Origin of the sequence: Xanthomonas cissicola (assembly GCF_008801575.1) — a bacterium.
Lineage (GTDB): Bacteria > Pseudomonadota > Gammaproteobacteria > Xanthomonadales > Xanthomonadaceae > Xanthomonas > Xanthomonas cissicola.
Map to the genome: position 1 here is coordinate 21617 of NZ_VZPL01000033.1, position 18463 is coordinate 40079.

General features: G+C 64.3%; 18 protein-coding genes. 9 read left to right on the forward strand and 9 right to left on the reverse strand.

The annotated features are described in order from the left end of the window. Window positions 1-51 precede the first annotated feature (51 nt). Window positions 52-552, forward strand: a complete 501-nt coding sequence (locus tag F7R02_RS14590; protein WP_011050926.1) for a MarR family winged helix-turn-helix transcriptional regulator — start codon at window positions 52-54, stop codon at window positions 550-552. Between the two features lie 232 nt (window positions 553-784). On the opposite strand, the gene F7R02_RS14595 is transcribed toward F7R02_RS14590, so the two are convergent. Beyond that, entirely contained in the window at window positions 785-2983 is a 2199-nt protein-coding gene (locus F7R02_RS14595) for a M3 family metallopeptidase (RefSeq protein WP_172397299.1), read from the reverse strand. A gap of 372 nt (window positions 2984-3355) precedes the next feature. On the opposite strand from F7R02_RS14595, the gene F7R02_RS14605 reads away from it, so the two are divergent. Continuing rightward, a complete protein-coding gene (locus F7R02_RS14605; RefSeq protein WP_078591365.1) occupies window positions 3356-3841 on the forward strand; it encodes a glutathione peroxidase in 486 nt (161 codons plus the stop codon). A gap of 150 nt (window positions 3842-3991) precedes the next feature. On the opposite strand, the gene F7R02_RS14610 is transcribed toward F7R02_RS14605, so the two are convergent. Then, window positions 3992-4771 (reverse strand): ferredoxin--NADP reductase, encoded by a 780-nt coding sequence (locus F7R02_RS14610; protein WP_078586434.1) that lies wholly within the window; start codon window positions 4769-4771, stop codon window positions 3992-3994. A 222-nt stretch (window positions 4772-4993) separates the two neighbouring features. Further along, window positions 4994-6874 carry an ABC transporter ATP-binding protein gene (locus tag F7R02_RS14615; protein WP_033484176.1) on the reverse strand — a complete coding sequence of 627 codons (1881 nt, stop codon included), beginning with the start codon at window positions 6872-6874 and terminating at the stop codon, window positions 4994-4996. A 298-nt stretch (window positions 6875-7172) separates the two neighbouring features. On the opposite strand from F7R02_RS14615, the gene F7R02_RS14620 reads away from it, so the two are divergent. From F7R02_RS14620 to F7R02_RS14630, 3 genes are all read left to right on the forward strand, one after another. After that, window positions 7173-8690 carry a fumarate hydratase gene (locus F7R02_RS14620; RefSeq protein ID WP_167521035.1) on the forward strand — a complete coding sequence of 506 codons (1518 nt, stop codon included), beginning with the start codon at window positions 7173-7175 and terminating at the stop codon, window positions 8688-8690. A gap of 241 nt (window positions 8691-8931) precedes the next feature. After that, complete coding sequence (locus tag F7R02_RS14625) at window positions 8932-9567, forward strand: glutathione S-transferase family protein (RefSeq protein ID WP_078591363.1); 636 nt, start codon at window positions 8932-8934, stop codon at window positions 9565-9567. A 194-nt stretch (window positions 9568-9761) separates the two neighbouring features. Next, window positions 9762-10400, forward strand: a complete 639-nt coding sequence (locus F7R02_RS14630) for a carbonic anhydrase (RefSeq protein ID WP_172397300.1) — start codon at window positions 9762-9764, stop codon at window positions 10398-10400. A 362-nt stretch (window positions 10401-10762) separates the two neighbouring features. On the opposite strand, the gene F7R02_RS14635 is transcribed toward F7R02_RS14630, so the two are convergent. Then, the gene (locus tag F7R02_RS14635; RefSeq protein WP_078591374.1) at window positions 10763-11896 is read right to left on the reverse strand and encodes a phospholipase A; all 1134 of its coding nucleotides are present in this window, start codon (window positions 11894-11896) and stop codon (window positions 10763-10765) included. Window positions 11897-12152: 256 nt separating this feature from the next. Continuing rightward, window positions 12153-12638, reverse strand: coding sequence for a DUF456 domain-containing protein (locus tag F7R02_RS14640; protein WP_078591362.1), 486 nt, complete (start codon window positions 12636-12638; stop codon window positions 12153-12155). 227 nt (window positions 12639-12865) lie between these two features. Between F7R02_RS14640 and F7R02_RS14645 the strand changes: the two genes are divergently transcribed. Then, window positions 12866-13081, forward strand: a complete 216-nt coding sequence (locus F7R02_RS14645; protein WP_003483561.1) for a cold-shock protein — start codon at window positions 12866-12868, stop codon at window positions 13079-13081. 138 nt (window positions 13082-13219) lie between these two features. Here F7R02_RS14645 and F7R02_RS14650 read toward each other — a convergent pair whose 3' ends face one another. Both F7R02_RS14650 and F7R02_RS14655 read right to left on the reverse strand, forming a co-directional pair. Then, a complete protein-coding gene (locus tag F7R02_RS14650; RefSeq protein WP_005911807.1) occupies window positions 13220-13699 on the reverse strand; it encodes a glycine zipper 2TM domain-containing protein in 480 nt (159 codons plus the stop codon). 132 nt (window positions 13700-13831) lie between these two features. Then, window positions 13832-14245 carry a hypothetical protein gene (locus F7R02_RS14655; protein WP_078591361.1) on the reverse strand — a complete coding sequence of 138 codons (414 nt, stop codon included), beginning with the start codon at window positions 14243-14245 and terminating at the stop codon, window positions 13832-13834. Between the two features lie 74 nt (window positions 14246-14319). Between F7R02_RS14655 and F7R02_RS14660 the strand changes: the two genes are divergently transcribed. Continuing rightward, the gene (locus F7R02_RS14660) at window positions 14320-15150 is read left to right on the forward strand and encodes a tRNA threonylcarbamoyladenosine dehydratase (protein WP_005925718.1); all 831 of its coding nucleotides are present in this window, start codon (window positions 14320-14322) and stop codon (window positions 15148-15150) included. Between the two features lie 50 nt (window positions 15151-15200). Here the strand turns inward: F7R02_RS14660 and F7R02_RS14665 are convergent, their stop codons facing one another. Continuing rightward, entirely contained in the window at window positions 15201-15968 is a 768-nt protein-coding gene (locus F7R02_RS14665; RefSeq protein WP_003483568.1) for a TatD family hydrolase, read from the reverse strand. After that, window positions 15968-16183: a DUF6116 family protein gene (locus tag F7R02_RS14670; RefSeq protein WP_005925711.1), complete on the reverse strand. Its 216-nt coding sequence runs from the start codon at window positions 16181-16183 to the stop codon at window positions 15968-15970. The genes F7R02_RS14665 and F7R02_RS14670 overlap by 1 nt, the downstream gene beginning before the upstream one ends. A gap of 145 nt (window positions 16184-16328) precedes the next feature. Here F7R02_RS14670 and F7R02_RS14675 point away from each other — a divergent pair, with 145 nt between their 5' ends. Both F7R02_RS14675 and F7R02_RS14680 read left to right on the forward strand, forming a co-directional pair. After that, a complete protein-coding gene (locus F7R02_RS14675; RefSeq protein ID WP_015472338.1) occupies window positions 16329-17120 on the forward strand; it encodes a glycine zipper 2TM domain-containing protein in 792 nt (263 codons plus the stop codon). Between the two features lie 156 nt (window positions 17121-17276). Next, entirely contained in the window at window positions 17277-18440 is a 1164-nt protein-coding gene (locus F7R02_RS14680) for an acyl-CoA dehydrogenase family protein (RefSeq protein ID WP_078538741.1), read from the forward strand. The last annotated feature ends 23 nt before the right edge of the window (window positions 18441-18463 follow it).

Here is an 18463-nt window from a genome sequence, read left to right on the forward strand (position 1 = left end):
CATGTTGTGATTGAATGGCCCGGCCATTCAGCAATGTACTCGACGGGTGATATGAGTAGTTTCGATCCGACCGCAAGTCGCGTGGACCACACCTGCGTGCGTTATCCGGCGTTCCCACGGGAGCCGGCAATATTGGTGAGACTGATCAAGCATCTCTACAAGCGCCTGCATACGCTCGGGTGCGTGCGGCTCAAGCCTTATGGCATCAGTCCGCCGGAATACGAGATCTTGATGATGCTCTATGGCACGCCGGAGCAGTCGATCACTCCGACCGAGGTGGCCGAAGCCGCCAGCGAAAAGCCGGCCAACATCACCCGGCTCACCGATCAGCTGTGCGAGAAAGGCCTGATCACGCGCACCAGCAGTCCCGAAGATCGGCGCAAGATCGTACTGACGCTGCAACCGGCAGGCTCGGCCTTGATCGAAAGCCTGTTGCCCGATGCCTGCACGCTGCTGCATGCAGAGACCGCCAGTATGAGCGAGGCCGAGCAGCTACGGTTGGAGAAGCTGCTGAAAAAGCTTCTGGATGGCGTGGACGCGGTCGAACTCTGAGCGGCGCGCGTTGCGCGTGCGATAAGCGCTGCAAACGCAGCACGCAAAAAAACCGCCCTGGTCGCTCAGGGCGGCGTTGTCATCTCATCGGTTCTCGACCAAAGACTTGTCGATACCGTCGCGAGCATTTGATGTCTCGTCTGATGTCCAAGATCGGCATGCCCGAAGGGGACATGCCGATCCTGCCGCCACACGCGCGGCCTCACCACCGCGCGCGGATCGTGCAGCCGATTTACGGCCTGGACTGCGGCGCTTCCGGAGTCGCACCATCGCCGCCTTGCGCGCTGAGACCGCGCTTTTCGAGCAGCGGCTCGATCTGCGGCGCATGCCCGGCGAAGTTCTGGAACAGCTCCATCGCATCCACGCTACCGCCGCGCGAAAGCAGGGTTTTGCGGAAACGATCGCCATTGGCGCGGCTCAGGCCACCGTGCTGCTTGAACCACTGCTGGGTGTTGGCGTCCAGCACTTCCGACCAGATGTAGGCGTAGTAGCCTGCCGCGTAACCGCCCATGATGTGGCTGAAATACGGGGTCTTGTAGCGCGGCGGCACCGGTGCATAGGCAATGCCGTCCTGCTGCAGCGCCTTGGCTTCGAATGCCATCACGCCAGCGGCGTCCGGCACCTGGTTGGCGCTGACCTGGTGCCAGTTCTGATCCAGCATTGCCGCACCCAGGTACTCGGTGGTGGCAAAGCCCTGGTTGAACTTGGATGCGGCAATCACCTTGCCCAGCAAGGCCTGCGGCATCGGCGTGCCGTTCTGATAATGCTTGGCGTAGTTCTTCAGGATGGACGGCTCGTCGGCCCACATCTCGTTGACCTGCGAGGGGAACTCGACGAAGTCGCGCGGCACGCTGGTACCGGAGAAATACGGGTATTTGACGTCGGAGAACATGCCGTGCAGCGCATGCCCGAACTCATGGAACATGGTGGTCACCTCATCCCAGGTCAGCAGCGTCGGCTGGCCGGCCGGCGGCTTGGGAATGTTGAGGTGGTTGGCCACCACCGGCTTGAAGCCGGTCAGGTCCGACTGCGACACATAGGAGTTCATCCATGCGCCACCGCGCTTGGATTCGCGCGCATACATGTCGGCAATGAAGATCGCCAACTGCTTGCCGTCCGCGTCGAACACGTCGTAGACGGTGATGTCGTCGCGGTAGGTCGGCAGGTCGGTGCGCTGCTTGAAGGTCAGGCCGTATTCCTGATTGGCCGCATAGAACACGCCGTTTTCCAGCACGTTCTTCAACTCGAAGTACGGCTTGAGCTGCGATTCGTCGAAGTCGTACTTGGCCTGGCGCACCTTCTCGCTGTAGTAGGCCCAATCCCAGGCTTCGAGCTTGAAGGTCGGCTTGCGCGCGGCCTTTTGTTCCTTGTCGATCATCGCCTGCAGATCGGCGGCTTCGCGCTTGGCATTGGCCACCGCGGCCGGTGCCAGTTTGCCCAGCATCGCGTTGACCGCTTCGGGGGTCTTGGCAGTCTGGTTTTCCAGCGAGTAGGCGGCATAGGTTGGGAAGCCCAGCAACTTGGCCTTGTCGGCACGCAGCTTCATGATGCGCGCCACCAGCGCGGTGTTGTCGTATTGGCCGCCGTGGCTGCCGCGCGACACCGAGGCGTCGTAGATCTTCTTGCGCAGCTCGCGATTCTTCAGCTGGGTCAGCGGCGGTTGGCCGGTGGTATTGAGCAGCGCGATGACGTACTTGCCGTCGAGCTTGCGTGCCTTGGCGGCTTCGGCGGCAGCGGCAATCTGCTCCTGCGACAAACCATCCAGTTGCTTGACGTCGTCCACGACCACAGCGGCAGCATTCACTTCGGCCAGCACGTTCTGGCTGAAGGTGGTGCCCAGGTTGGCCAGCTCGGCATTCATGGCCTTGAGCGTGGTCTTGTCGGCGTCGGAGAGCTTGGCGCCGTCGCGCACGAAGTCGCTGTAGTACTTCTCGACCAGGCGCACGCCCTGCGCATCCAGCCCCAGCTTGGCGCGTTGGTCGTACAAGGTCTGGATGCGTGCGAACAGCTTGCCGTTGAGCGAAATCGCATCGCGGTGCGCTGCGAACTTCGCCGAATAGTCGGCTTGCAATTTCTTGCGTGCGTCGTTGGTGTCTGCGCCGACCAGGTTGAAGAACACCGTGGTGGCGCGGTCGAGCGTGGCACCGCTCTTTTCCAGCGCGATGATGGTGTTGTCGAAACTGGGCTTGGCCTTCTGGCTGGCGATTTTTTCCACTTCCTTCAACTGCTCGGCCATGCCGGCATCGAAGGCAGGTGCGAAATCGCTGTCCTTAATTTTGTCGAACTGCGGGTAATGCAGCGGCAGCGTGCTGTCGGCGAAGAAGGGGTTGGCTTGGGTGGCGGCCTGCGTGGCAGCGGGGGCGGCGATGCTGTAGGACGGCATGGCAAGTCCCAGGGAGGCGGCCAGGGCAAAAGCGAGACGGGTGGTCAAGAGAGTTGCTCCAAAGTGCGAACCGCCGAGGCTAACCCAGCCAGTCGGGACAGGCGTGTGACAAAAGGCATGGCTGCCAAGCCAATACAACGCCATCAGGCGGGCACAACCGTCGCTCGCGTTGCATGGTACGAGTCGATGCAAGCGGAGCATGGACCGCCGCAGGACGTGCGCCCGCTGCACTCCGTGGCAGGCCCGAGCTGGCTGTCTTCGGCTGGCTTTGGAAGATCCCGGCCGTCTGTTTGACGATCCCGGCCTGTCGCGCGGAAGGCGATCTGTCGCACGACTGACCTCTGCCATCCTTCTTCCGCCGCGTGGCCGCCGTGCAGGCGGCTACGGTACGCTGCCCGTCTCGCACACTGCAGGGCAACCATGAGCGACATCTCCACCTTCGCATTCACCGACCTGGAAGGTCGCACCCAGTCGATGCGCGATTATGCCGGCAACGTACTGCTGGTGGTCAATGTCGCCTCCAAGTGCGGGTTTACGCCGCAATACGCGGGGCTGCAGGCCCTGTGGCAGCGTTATCGCGAACGTGGACTGGTAGTGATCGGTTTTCCATGCGATCAGTTCGGGCACCAGGAGCCGGGCGATGCGGCGCAGATCCGCCAGTTCTGCTCGCTCGACTATGCGGTGGATTTTCCGCTGGCCGCGAAAATCGACGTCAACGGCAACGGCGCGCATCCGCTGTGGCAATGGCTCAAGCACGAACAACGCGGCGTGCTCGGGTCCGAGGCGATCAAGTGGAACTTCACCAAGTTCCTGATCGGCCGCGACGGCCGCGTGCTGGAACATTATGCGCCCACCACCAAGCCGGAGGCATTGGCTACCGAGATCGAGCGCGCGCTGGACGCATGATCCGGCAGGGCGTGGTGCTGGAATCGTAGGGGCGCCCCTGGGCGCGGCGAGGCGTTACCGGGAACGCTTCGTCGCGCCCGGGGGCGCTCCTACGACAGCGGGTTTTTCAGACGAAACGCCGCGCCGCACGGGTCTTGCATGCGCGGCGCGTCACTTTTCGACGAATGCGCGCTCGAACACGTAATGCCCCGGCGTGCCGATGCGCGGCGAGGTCTGGAAACCGCGGCTATCCAGCAGGCTGCGCAGGTCGGCCAGCATCTGCGGGCTGCCACAGATCATGAAACGGTCGTTGGCCGGATCCAGTGTCGGCAACCCGAGCGTCTGCTGCATGTGTCCATCGGCCATCAGCTCGGTCAAACGGCCTTGGTTGGCGAAGGTTTCGCGCGTGACGGCCGGGTAGTACAGCAATTTTTCGCGCAGCAGGTCGCCGAGAAATTCGTGCTGCGGCAATTCGCGTTCGAAGTAATCGCGGTAGGCCAGATCCTGCACGAACCGCACGCCCTGGGTGAGGATCACCTTGTCGAAACGCTCGTAGGTTTCCGGGTCCTTGATGATCGACAGCCACGGCGCCAGACCGGTACCGGTGCCCAGCAGATACAGGTTGCGCCCGGGGTGCAGATCGCTGATCAGCAGCGTGCCGGTGGGTTTCTTGCCGACCAGCACCTTGTCGCCGGGCTGGATGTGCTGCAGCCGCGAGGTCAGCGGGCCGTCCGGCACCTTGATACTGAAGAACTCCAGATGTTCTTCCCAATTGGCGCTGGCGATCGAATACGCACGCAGCAACGGACGCGTTTCGGTTTCCAGCCCGATCATCACGAACTGCCCGTTTTCGAAACGGAAGCCGGCATCGCGGGTCGTGGTGAAACTGAAGTAGGCATCGGTCCAATGACGGACCTCAAGCACCGTTTCGGCGCCAAAAGCGGAAGACATACCGGTCGTGTCGTGGGAGGAGTACGCGCCAATTCTACCTCAAGCTGGCCAAATGAGATGAACTCTCATTTGGGCGGGAATCGGGAATCGGGAATTGGGAATCGGGAATCGGGAATGAGGTGCAGTGCCGAAAGATCTGTGCCCCTTCAGGATCCGCAGGCTCAGTACCTGGCAGCCGCCGGGGCGCCGCTTCTAACAATTCCCCATTCCCCATTCCCAGCTTCACCGATACCCCGCCGCCTGCAATTCGAACAATTCCGCATACCGGCCGCCCTGCGCCATCAGCTCTTCGTGGGTGCCATTGGCTTCGATGCGGCCGGCAGCGAGCACCAGGATGCGGTCGGCCATGCGCACGCTGGAGAAACGGTGCGAGATCAGCACCGCGGTGCGGTTATCCGAGAGTTCCTTGAAGCGCTGGAACACCTCGAATTCGCTGCGCGCATCCAGCGCGGCGGTGGGTTCGTCCAGGATCATCAGCTGCGCATCGCGCATGTAGGCGCGGGCGATGGCGATTTTCTGCCATTGCCCGCCGGACAGATCCACGCTGTTCTTGAAACGCCGCCCGATCAGCTGGTTGTAGCCATCGGGCAGGCTGTCGATCAGCTCGCCGGCCATGGCGCGTTGTGCGGCGGCGCGGATGCGTGACGTATCGTCCATCGCGTCCACCTGGCCGACGCCGATGTTTTCGCCAACGCTCAGGTGATAGCGCACGAAGTCCTGGAAAATCACGCCCAGGTTGGCGCGCAGCTCGTCCAGATCGTAGTCGCGCAGATCCTGGCCATCGAGCAGGATGCGGCCTTCGTCGGGGTCGTAGAGCCGTGCCAGCAGCTTGACCAGGGTGGTCTTGCCGGCGCCGTTTTCGCCGACCAGCGCCAGCACTTCGCCCGCGCGCAATTCGAAATCCAGATGCCGCACCGTCCACTGTTCGGCATCCGGGTAGCGGAAGCCGACATCTTCGAACACGAAGCCCTGGCGGATCGGGCGCGGCACCGGCAGCGCGTTCGGGCGCGAGCGGATTTCCGGCACGATGTTGAAGAACGAGTACAGATCGTCCAGATACAGCGCCTGGCCGGCGACCTGCGAAAAGCCGATCAGCAAGCCTTCCAGCAATTGCCGCAGGCGCAGGAAGCTGCCGGCCAGAAAGGTCAGATCGCCGATGCTGAAGTCGCCGCGCACGGTGCGCCAGGCGATGTAGCCGTAGGCCATGTAGTAGCCCAGGGTGCCGAGCGCGGCCAGCAACGCCCCCCACATTGCGCGCTTGCGTGCCAGCGCACGGTTGGCCTGAAAGAACTTGTCGGCCAGCCGGCGGTAGCGCGCAATCAGGAAGCGGTGTAGGTTGAGGATTTTGACTTCCTTGGCCGTCTCCACGCTGGCGCCGACCTGGCGCAGGTAATCGAGCTGGCGCCGTTCCGGCGTCCACTGGAAATTGAGCGAATACCCCAACGCATTGAAGTGTGCCTCGCCGATGAAGGCCGGAATCAACGCAACCGCCAGCAGCACGATCAACCAGGGCGCGTAGACCACCAGGCCCACCGCCAGGCTGATCACGGTAATGGCGTCCTGCACCTGGCCGAACAGCTGGCTCATCAGGTTCATGCGGTTCATGGTCTGGCGTCGCGCGCGATCCAGCTTGTCCTGACGGTCCGGGTCTTCGAAATCCTCCAGATCCAGCTGCGCGGCATGTTCCATCAGACGCACGCTGGCGGCGTTGTTGAACAACTCCGACAGCAGCGCATCGGCGTAGCCGACCAGCCGGCCGAGCAGGTCCGAGCCGATCGCCAGCGCCAGTTCCAGCGCCAGCAGTTCCAACAGCCGGTTCAGGCGGCCGCTGCCCAGGGCCTGCGCGAACGAGTCGAATGCCGACGGTTGGCCGACCAGATGGATCGCCTCGTCGATGATCAATTTGCCGATGTATAGCGTCGCCACCGGCATCAGCGCGCGCAGCACGCGCAAGCCGATGCTGCTGGCACTCAGCCAGCGGCTGGTCTGCCAGATCTGCTGCAGGAACGGCGGGAGATTGCGCAGCGCATCCAGGCGCTCGCGCAGGGTAGGGCCGGTACGGGGGGCGGCAGGCGCAGTAGCGCCGGAACGGGAAGCTGACATCGCGCCAGTGTGCCGCGCCCGGCGTGGGCGCGGGGTGTTGGGCTGGGTGACTGGCTGATGGGGCTGGGCGCGGGCCAATTACGTGCCTGCGCAAGGCGCGCCGAGATACCGCCAGCCGCTACAGGGGCAACGGTCGGCGCATTCGTCGCTGGCTATCACCCGAGCGCCACCGCAGTGGCGCACTGACCGAAACGCACTCTCCGGCAACGCTCAATCGCATCGATTGACATTGCGCCCGGACGCGCCTGCGGTTTGCTCTAAAATGGCCGGATTGCCCCCGCCAGCCGTAGAGCCAGCCGTGACCTCGATCAAGCAGGAAGACCTCATCCAGTCCGTCGCCGATGCGCTGCAGTACATCAGCTACTACCACCCGGTCGATTACATCAAGAACCTGTCCGCCGCCTACGAGCGCGAAGAATCGCCGGCCGCCAAGGACGCCATTGCGCAGATCCTGATCAATTCGCGTATGTGCGCCGAAGGCCACCGCCCGATCTGCCAGGACACCGGCATCGTCACCGTGTTCCTGGAAATCGGCATGAACGTGCGATGGGACGACGCCACGCTGGGCGTGGAAGACATGGTCAACGAGGGCGTGCGCCGCGCCTATAACCACCCCGACAACAAGCTGCGCGCCAGCGTGCTGGCCGATCCGGCCGGCAAGCGCGCCAACACCCGCGACAACACGCCGGCGGTGGTCAACACCAAGATCGTGCCCGGCGACCATGTCGAGGTGATCGTCGCGGCCAAGGGCGGCGGCTCGGAGGCCAAGAGCAAGTTCGCCATGCTCAATCCGTCCGATTCCATCGTCGACTGGGTGCTCAAGACCGTGCCGACCATGGGCGCCGGCTGGTGCCCGCCGGGCATGCTCGGCATCGGCATTGGCGGCACCGCAGAGAAGGCGATGCTGCTGGCCAAGGAAGCCTTGATGGAGCCGATCGACATCGTCGACCTGCAGGCGCGCGGCCCCTCCAACCGTGCCGAAGAGCTGCGTCTTGAGCTGTACGAAAAGGTCAACGCGCTGGGCATCGGCGCGCAGGGCCTGGGCGGCCTGACCACGGTGCTGGACATCAAGGTCAAGGATTATCCGACCCATGCCGCCAACCTGCCGGTGGCGTTGATCCCCAACTGCGCCGCTACCCGCCATGCGCACTTCACGCTGGACGGCAGCGGCCCGGTGATGCTGGATCCGCCGTCGCTGGAAGATTGGCCCAAGCTCACCTACAACCCGACCAATGCGCGCCGGGTCAATCTGGACACCATCAGCAAGGAAGAAGTGGCCAGCTTCAAACCGGGCGAGACGATCCTGCTCAATGGCAAGCTGCTGACCGGCCGCGATGCCGCGCACAAGCGCATGATCGACATGCTCAACCGCGGCGAAACCCTGCCGGTGGACTTCACCAACCGCTTCATTTACTACGTCGGCCCGGTCGATCCGGTGCGCGACGAAGTGGTCGGCCCGGCTGGCCCGACCACCGCCACGCGCATGGACAAGTTCACCCGGCAGATGCTGGAACAGACCGGCCTGCTCGGCATGGTCGGCAAGTCCGAGCGCGGCGATGCGGCGATTGCCGCGATCCGCGACAAAAAGGCCGTCTACCTGATGGCGGTTGGCGGCTCGGCCTATCTGGTGTCCAAGGCGATCAAGGCCGCGCGCGTGCTGGCGTTCGAGGATCTCGGCATGGAGGCGATCTACGAATTCGAGGTCAAGGACATGCCGGTGACGGTCGCGGTGGATTCCAGCGGCGAATCGGTGCACAAGACCGGCCCGCGCCAATGGCAGTCGCGTATCGGCAAGATTCCGGTGGTGGTGGAGTAACTGCGACGATCCAACCGGCTGCACCTGCGTTGCGCAGGCGTGGCCGGTGCCGGTGAGTTGCAGGGACGATGCGCGCATGCGGCACCGCGTTGAGGGCGTTGCGATATCGAGGCGCGTGCCGGTGCAGCGGGGATTGCAGCACACAGGTCTTCGACAGCCCGGTAAAAGCAGCGACAATTGCAGTGACCCGCGCAGGCTTTGCCCGCCTTGCGTACCTGTCCCTACCGATCCCGGAGCCCGCATGGTCGCCACGTTGTACCACTCCCCCAGCACCGCAGCGTTGGTGGTGCATTGGCTGCTGATCGAACTGGATATCCCGCACGCACTGCACCCGCTGGATTTCGAACGCGGCGAACACAAATCGCCGCAGTATCTGGCGCTCAATCCGGCCGGCGTGGTGCCCACGCTGGTGCTGGACGGCCAAGTGCTCACGGAAGCCGCAGCCATCGTGCTGCAGCTGTCCGATCTGCATCCCCAGGCCGGGCTGGCCCCGGCAGTCGGCACGCCCGAGCGTGCGGCGTACTACAAGTGGATGTTCTTCTGCGCCAACACCCTGCAGCCGGCGTACCGCGCCTGGTTCTATCCGAGCGAGCCTGCCGGGGCCGGGCAGGCCGAGGCGGCGCAGATGCACGCCCGCCGCAAGCTCGAAGCGGCCTGGACCCAGGTCGATGCGCATCTGCAGGCCCATGGCCCGTATCTGCTCGGCAAGACCGTGTCGGCGGCCGATTTCATGTTGACCATGCTGATGCGCTGGTCGCGCAACATGCCGCGGCCGACCGATACCTGGCCGGCGCTGCGGGCGCACGCAATGCAGATGAAGGCGCGCCCAGCATTCCAGGAAACCTATCGCCGGGAAGGCCTGACGGACTGGACCTGAACCTGCGTCCGCGCAATGCGTCGGCTGATCGCAGATGCCCATCCGGCCCGTTGGGTCGCGTCCGCCACATAGTACGATCGCGACACCAACCACACAGCAGGGGGGGCTCGTCCATGTCGCATTCCGCATCGCGTCGAAAATTGCTGCAGTGCGCCTGTTGCGCGCCGATCGCGGCCGCTGCCGCTGCCGCGTCCCTGTCGTTCGCCTTACGCGCGGCGCCGTCCAAGAAAACCGATTTGAATGCCGAGCAGGCGCTGGAGATTCTGCGTGACGGCAACAATGCATTCGTCCAAAACCGGCCCAGGAAAGTGATCTCCGACAGCAAGCGCCGTCTGGAGCTCGCGCTGGGCCAGACCCCGTTCGTCGTCCTGGTGTCGTGCTCGGATTCGCGCGTGCCGCCGGAGCTGCTGTTCGGCCGCGGCCTGGGCGAAATGTTCATCGTCCGCAACGCCGGCAATACCGTCGATACCACCGCGCTCGGTTCGATCGAATATGCAGTCAGCCAGCTCGGCGTGCCGCTGGTGGTGGTGATGGGCCACGAAAGCTGCGGTGCGGTGGCGGCGGCAGTGTCGGTCGTGGAGAACAACACGTTCTTCCCGGGCGCCATCGGCTCGATGATCGAGCCGATCGTTCCGGCGGTGCTGACCGCCAAGGCCAAGGGCGGTACCGACCTGCTGGCCGATTCGGTCAAGGCCAACGTCAAGCGTACCGTCGACCGCTTGCGCGCGGCGTCCGAACCTGCGTTGCTCGAACCATTGCGCGCTGGCAATGTGCGCGTGGTCGGTGCGTACTACACCTTGCAGGACGGCAAGGTGGACTTTTTCGACGTTTGAGTCGGGCGCAGGCAAGCCTCGGCCATCGCAATATGCTTTGGTCCGCCGGTAACGTGTCCTGCAGCATGGTTGCGTAAGACGAAAAGGCCGACATGCGCACATGCCGGCCTTCTATTTGATCGGCTCGGTACAGTTTGCCGATCAACTCCCTCGCACGATGCGCCGCCCGTGATGCAGGCGATCATCGGCAGCAGCGCTTGTCGTGAGCACCTACAACACCATTGACCGCTGCCAGAGCGATCAAGAAAAGTGGCCGGCAGTGGGCACGGGCGCATTGGGCTCGCAAAGTTGAAGTAGTACACACCGAACACCGACACCGGCTGCGCCCGTGTGGCAGTGAGCGCAGCCGGTGCTGGGAGTGCTTAGAACCACTCCAGCAACGACACGCCCACACCGATGTAGGTTGCCTTGTGGTTGTAGTCGATCATGCTTTCGCCGTAGCCATCGAACACCTGCACATGGCCGCGCAACAGGTTGGTGATCGGGAAGCCGTAATCCAGCTGCACCGAACCGTGCGAGCGGTCGCCGCCACGCAGCGAATGGCGCGCGATCAGCGCGAATTCGTGGCCATCCTTGTTGTACACCAGCGTTGCATCGCCGCGGCCCATGTAATCCTCGATATCGGGATTGTTGTCGTCGGCGCGGTCTTCCTTGATGCGGAACCACGGGCGCAGTGTGAGCGCCCAGTTCTCCCGATCCAGCCCGAAGTTCAGGATCACCCGATTCCACGAGCGCGACAGCGGGTCGGCGCGCCCGTTGGACATGTGATTGAGGCTAATGCCGCTCATGCGGCCCTTCCAGCCGAAGACGCTGTAGTTGTTGCGAAAGACCAGCATCGCTTCAGGCTCGTAATTGGTCTCGCGGAACGGGCGCGACGCATCGGTGTTGTAGGCCTGCCAGCGCGAGCTCTGGGTGTAGCCCATCCAGATATCGCCGTTGTCGCCGAACAGGTCTTCCACCACCTTGGTCTTGAAGCTGAGCTGGAACTTGAGCTCGGTGCTGTCCAGCTGCTGCGGGGTATTGACCGAGTTGGCCGGATTCGGCGACTGCGGGGTGCGGTTGGTGTCGCTGGTCCAGAACGCCGGCAACAGGTACACCGGCTTGTAACCGCGTAGCTGGAAAGTGCCCAGCTTGGAGTCCTTGGCCAGTTCCCAGCGTCGGTCCAGCAACGAGCCGCGGCCGGCATTGGCCATGGCTTCTTCTTTCGGTTGGTCCTGGCCGTCGGCGCGGAAGAAATCGCCGACCCGGCTGATCGCGCGCGTATCGTCGGGCTTGGCCTCCTTCTGCTTGGCCAATTGCGCTGCGGCATCTGCCTCTGCGGTTTGCTGTGGCGTATAGCCCAGCGCCTTGTCGTAACAGGCCAGACGAGCGGCATCGGAGGTCACCGAGGTGCAGGCTTGCGGCGAGGCCGGCTGCGGTGCGATTTCCTGCGCATATGCCAATGGCGCGGCGGCCAGTGCGATCAGCATCAGGGGGCGGGTGTGGTGCTTGGACATGGCAGTCTGGCCGAAGTGAAGGCGCCAGGCAGGCGCAGAGATGCGCAGCTTAATGGTCGCGTCTGCATACGCAGTGTGTACACGGCGGCATAACATTCGACCGAATCACCTCAACTCGGCGTTTGCTTGCAACGTGCCGCCCTAACGTGGGCATGTGGATGGTCTGCCCCGCCACGCGTCAGCCACTGAGCGCATGTGGCCGTCACGCGCTCATGGACAAAGAGCGCATGCACCGACCTCAAGCTTTTCCAAAGCCCTAGAAAAACCAGCCGATGGCGAACGCGCCCAGCATGCACAGGCCGAGCGCCAGCTTGGTGGCGGTGCCGAGCATGATGCCCACCCAGGTGCCGATCCCGACCTTGGTGGCCTGGCCGGACTTGCGTGTCTGGTAGTACTCGCCCAGCCAGGCGCCAGCGAACGGGCCGATGAACAGCCCGATCGGCATGAAGAAAATGCCTGCAATGCCCCCAATGACCGAACCCCACAACGCCATCTTGCTCGCACCTACCCGCTGCGCTCCGTACAGCGTTGCCAAGAAGTCGACCAGGTACGACAGCGCAGTGATCAACCCCAGCACGACCAGCGTCACCCAGCCGACGTGGGTGAAATTGTCGGCCCAAGCGGCGACCAGCAGGCCGGCGAACACCAGCGGCAGGCCCGGCAGGGCCGGCAGGACGACGCCAGCCAGGCCGATCAGCACCAGCGCTGTGGCCAAGACGTAGTAAACGACGGCGGTGTCCATAATGGTTACACAGGTCCTGATTCAGGCTTGACAAAAAGGCGCAAGGGGTGCTTGAAAATTCATTTTGCGCAGGTTAAGTTGCAGCCGCTGCTGTTTGCAAAGGTCACCGTGAATCGTGGCCTGATGCGGTAGATCGTCTGATCCGCTACATCCTTGTACCTCGCTTCCTCCTTGCAATCACAGCCACCACCGCTAGTCCATCACAGTGTCGTAGGGAGTCAGTCGAGATGTCCAATATCGAACGCGAAAATGGTGTCGTGAAGTGGTTCAACGACGCCAAAGGCTTTGGATTCATCAGCCGCGAAAATGGCGAAGACGTCTTCGTGCATTTCCGCGCGATCCAGATCCAGGGCTTCAAGAGTCTCAAGGAAGGTCAGAAGGTCAGCTTCACGGTCGTGCAAGGCCAGAAGGGCCTGCAGGCCGATGCAGTGCAGGTGGTCTGAGCCGGCTGCGCGGAGTGCGGTAGCCACGCAACAAAAAGGCCCGTCGCCGGGCCTTTTTGTTGCGTGGCGACTGTGTTGTCGCGGCCGTTGCCGAAGGGCAATGCAGTGGCGGCACGTCTAGGCCACCAAGCCGATGGATCAGCGCAGCACGACCTTGCCGTTGACCACGCGCACATACGCGTTCTCGCGCACGCCCGCCAGGTCGCGCTGGTTGACCACGATCACGCGGCCGTCGTCCATGCGCACCTGCACGTCGAAGCTGGCGCTGGTGACGTTGTTCTGGATGGCGTTACCTGCCAGCGCGCCGGCAGCGGCGCCGGCCACGGCCGAAACGTTCTTGTTGCCCGTACTGCCGCCGGTTTCCTTGGAAATCTGGCGGCCGGCCACCGCGCCTACGATGCCGCCGAGCACGGCGCCAGTGCCGGTCGGCGCGGTGCGGGTCGGGCCGACTTCGTCGATCCGGGTCACGATGCCGCAATCCACGCAACGCTGCGTCTGCGGGTAGCCCTGGTCATAACCGCGATCGCCGCGATAGCTGCCGTATTGGGGTTGGGAGGTGGCGCAGCCAACCAGGGTCGCGGTTGCAGCCAGGCCAATGACGAGCAGTCGGGTCTTCATGAGATCTCTCCGGGGTGGTTCGAAAAGGCGGCCGGGGCCGCGGCGACGTCATCCTGTGATGGTCCAGGTGAACGGCCCGCCAACTACGTCACTGCAGGCTTAACGAAACCCGAGCGTCGTATTCATCAAACCTCAGCGAAAGTCGCGATGGCAGGCCTCGCAAGCATCGGAGATGCGGGTGTGGAGTTGGCCTAGCTGCCTGCAATCGGTCGGCGTCACGCCCTGGGCCCGATCCAACACGGCACGCAATGCCTGTGCGTGCTCGCCGAAGCGGCGGTCCTCGCCAATCGCGGGGAAGGCCGGCTCGACTTCGTCGGCCAGCAGCCGCCGCTGTTGCTGCGCCGGCATGCAGGCGGCGCCTGCGTGCGGCCGCAGCGTGCGTAGCTGGTAGGCCATGATCTGCATCAGGCTGTCGGGCACCGGGTCGCGCCGCGCTCGTAGTGCGTTGGCCACCATGACCGTGGCGACCAGGCCGATCAGCAGGCCCAACACCAGCGTGAAGGCGTAGCGGGCCGCGCGGGACTGGGTGGGAGGCGGGGCGTGCATGAGGTGGCTCCTGGGACGCAACGTTCGTTGCGGCAGCGTGGGCGCGCCCTGAGCGGGGCGCGTAAAATAGGCCGATGAAAGCACAATGGCGTGAACGCTTTGCCGGTATCGACCGGCTGTACGGGGTCGGCACGGTCGAGCGCTTGTCGGCGTGCCGCGTGGCGGTGGTCGGCATGGGTGGGGTGGGGTCTTGGGTGGTCGAGGCATTGGCACGCACCGGGGTGGGGCACATCCGCCTGATCGATGCCGATGACGTGTGCGTGTCCAACACCAACCGGCAGCTGCCGGCGCTGGCCGGGCAGTACGGTCGCAACAAGGCGCGGGCGATGGCCGAGCGCTGCGTGGCGATCAACCCGGACATCGAAGCCGACGCGGTCGAGGCTTTCCTGACCTCGGGCAATATCGAAACCTTGCTGGGTCAAGGCTTGGACCTGGTGATCGATGCCTGCGACAGCTTTCGGGTCAAGGTGGAAACCATCGCCTGGTGCCGTCGGCGCAAGTTGCCGCTGCTGACCGTGGGTGCGGCCGGCGGGCGCACCGACCCCACGCTGGTGCGCGTGCGCGATGTCTCGCGCACCGAGCACGATGCGATGCTGGCGCTCATCCGCAAGAAGCTGCGCAGCGAATTCAATTTCCCCAAGAACCCGCAGCGCTACTTCGGCGTGCCCGCGGTGTATTCGCTGGAAAACGTGAAATACCCGCAGGCCGATGGCAGCGTCTGCGGCATCCGCCCACAGCTCGATGCCGATGCCACGCTCAAGCTCGATTGCGGGGCAGGGCTCGGTGCGGCCACGCATATCACCGGCACCTTTGCATTCGTGGCGGTGGGCAAGGCGCTGGACATGTTGCTGAAGCCCAAGGCTGCGGTGGCGATGCCGGCAGCCGAGGCGGTTGCGGCGTCGTGATGCGGCCTGCGCGCTGTCGTGCTGACCGCGCGCTAATGCGCACGCTGCGCTCAGTGCGGTAGGCCGAACAAGTTGCGTGCGTTGGCCGACGTCTGCGCAGCAATGTGCGTAGGATCTTGCCCGCGCAGCTGGGCGATGCAGTCCAATACCGTGCGCAGATACGCCGGCTCGTTGCGTTGGCCGCGGATGCCGGCGTCGGGCTGATCCGGCGCGTCGGTTTCCAGCAACAGGTGCTGCAGCGGCATGCGGGCCACCAGCCCGCGCAAGCGATTGGCGCGCGGGTAGGTCACCGGGCCGCCGAGGCCGATCATGAAATCCAGTTTCCACAACTGCTGCGCCTGCTCGGGGCTGCCGGCAAAGCTGTGCACCACGCCGCGCAGGCCACCTACCGCCTTGATGCGCGCGATGACCTCCTCGGTGGCGCGGCGGGCATGCACGATCAGTGGCAGGTCGAAGCGCTTGGCCAACTGCAGCTGAGCATCGAAATAGTCGCGCTGCGCGTGTGCATCCAGTCCGTCGACGAAAAAGTCCAGGCCGCATTCGCCGATCGCGCAGGGCCGCTCGCGTTCGATCCACTCGGCCAGCTGCTGCAGGTGCGCAGGACGGTGCTGCTCCAGAAACAGCGGATGCAGGCCGTAAGCGGGGTGGAGGCCAGGCGCCTGATCGCAGACCGCACGCAGGCCCGGCCAACTGGCAGCGGTGATCGCCGGCACTACTTGCTGCATGACGCCGGCGGCCTGCGCGCGCGCGATCACCGCCGCGCGGTCGTGGTCGAACTCGCCTGCATCCAGATGGCAATGGCTGTCGATCAACCGCATCAGTGGCGGCGCACCGGTGCCGGCACCGGCGCCTTGCGGGTTTTCCAGTTCGCCAGCAGCAGCGTGGCCAGGCCGAACAGCAATTCGTCCAGGAATGGGATCGGATCCGGCATCACCACGTCGATCAGAAACAGCGCGGCGGCCAGCTTGAACAAGGTGGGATATCGCAGCGTGCTGGCCCAGTCCAGCGCGCGTGCGGTCAAGGGATTTCGCATGCGAATGCTCCGGCTGTTAGAGATGCATGAAGTAACCGCTAGCTGAACTTAACCGTCGTGTTCATGAGCGAGCGCCTTTTCGTTCAGGGTTCCCATGCTGGAATCACGGCCGTCAACAACGCGGTGCGTCCGCAGGGAGCTGGTTATGAAGAGCAATACGACAACTATACTGGTCGCTGCTGGTGCCTTGCTGGTCGGAGGCGTCGCCACTGCCGCTTTCATGAATAACCGCCCATCGTCCGGCGATTTTGTCGCCAACGGCCAGCCAGCGCCGCGCGGCCTGGAATATGCCGATGTGGTCAAGGTTGCCCCGATCACCCAGCGCGAGCCGCAGTACGCGCAGGTGATCAACAGCAACGCCGTCCGCGAGACCACCACCAGCACCTCGCCGCGTGAAGTGTGCCGCGATGTCGTGGTGCAGGAGCGTCTGCCCGAGCGCGACGGTAACGTGGGCGGCACCGTGGCCGGTGCGGTCATCGGCGGCCTGATCGGCAACCAGGTGGGCGGCGGCAACGGTCGCAAGCTGGCGACCGCCGCAGGCGCGGTGGGTGGCGGCTTTATCGGTAACCGCATCGACCGCAACCACGTTGGCGGCCGGGTGGTCGATCGCACAGAGCGCCAATGTCATACCGAAAATGCCAACTCGCAGTCCTCGCGCGTGGTGGGCTACGACGTGACCTATCGCAATGCCGATGGCACCACCGGCACCATGCGCATGGACAGCAAGCCGGGCGAACGCATCTCGCTGGGCGACGCCGACAACGTGGTGGCCTATGACGTCACCTACCGCTACGACGGCTTCGAAAAGACCGTGCGCATGAATGACAAGCCCACCAGCGACCGTCTGCCGGTGGTCGATGGCCAGCTGGTGACCCAGATGGCATCGACGGCGGGCGATTCCAACGTGCGCCAGGACGGTTTGAGCACCCGCCAGTAACGGGTAGGCCGAAGCGACGCGCAGTCAGCGCAGTGGTAAGAAAAGAGCCGGCATTGCCGGCTCTTTTCGTCTGCGCCATCCCCTGGAGCGGTGCACTGCCATGTTGGCCCGGCAACTGGCAGATAATCGCGCTTTCAGCTTGCGACGGAAGCCAACATGCCGGTGCACCCCGATGACCTGTTCGACGTACGCGCGCTGCTCACCGACGAAGAGCGGGCGGTGCAGGACGCGGTCGCGCGCTTTACCGATACGCGGGTTGTACCGGCCATCGGCGACGCCTTCGATGCCGGGCGCTTTCCGCGCGAGTGGATTCCGGAGCTGGCGGAACTGGGGCTGTTGGGTGCCAGCCTGCCGGTACGCGACGGCGGTGCGGGCCTTGGCGCGGTGTCCTACGGATTGATCTGCCAGGAACTGGAGCGCGGCGACAGTGGCCTGCGCAGCTTCGTCAGCGTGCAATCGTCGTTGTGCATGTATCCCATCCACGCCTACGGCAGCGACGAACAGCGGCAGCGCTGGCTGCCGGAGATGGCGGCCGGCCGGGTCATCGGCTGTTTCGGCCTGAGCGAGGCGCAGGGCGGATCGGACCCGGCCGCGATGACCACCCGCGCGGTGCGCGAGGGCGAGGGCTGGCGTTTGAACGGCGCCAAGATGTGGATCACCAACGGCAGCATCGCCGGGCTGGCGATCATCTGGGCGCAGACCGACGATGGCGTGCGCGGCTTTCTGGTCGAGACCGACAGCGCCGGTTTCAGCGCGCACGACATCAGCCACAAGATGAGCCTGCGTGCGTCGGTCACCTCGGGCCTGTTCCTGGACAACGTGTTCGTGCCCGAGCAGATGCGGTTGCCGCAGGCGGCCGGTTTGAAGGCGCCGCTGAGTTGCCTCAACCAGGCACGCTACGGCATCGCCTGGGGCGCCATCGGCGCGGCAGTGGCCTGCCTGCGCGAGGCGCTGGCCTATGCCGGCGAGCGCATCCTGTTCGGCCGCCCGTTGGCGGCCACGCAAAGCGCGCAGATCAAACTGGCCGACATGGCGCGGCGGATTTCCACCGCCCAGCTGCTGGCATTGCAGCTTGGGCGCTTGAAGGAAGCCGGGACGCTGCAGCCGGAGCAGGTCTCGCTGGCAAAATGGAATAATTGCCGCATGGCGCTGGATGTGGCGCGCGAATGCCGCGACCTGCTGGGCGCGGCCGGCATCACCACCGAGCATGTGGCGATCCGGCATGCGCTGAACCTGGAATCGGTGATCACCTACGAAGGCACCGAAACCGTGCACCAGCTGGTGGTGGGCCGTGCGCTGACAGGACTCAATGCGTTTTGACGAGGAGTGGGGGTTTGATCAGC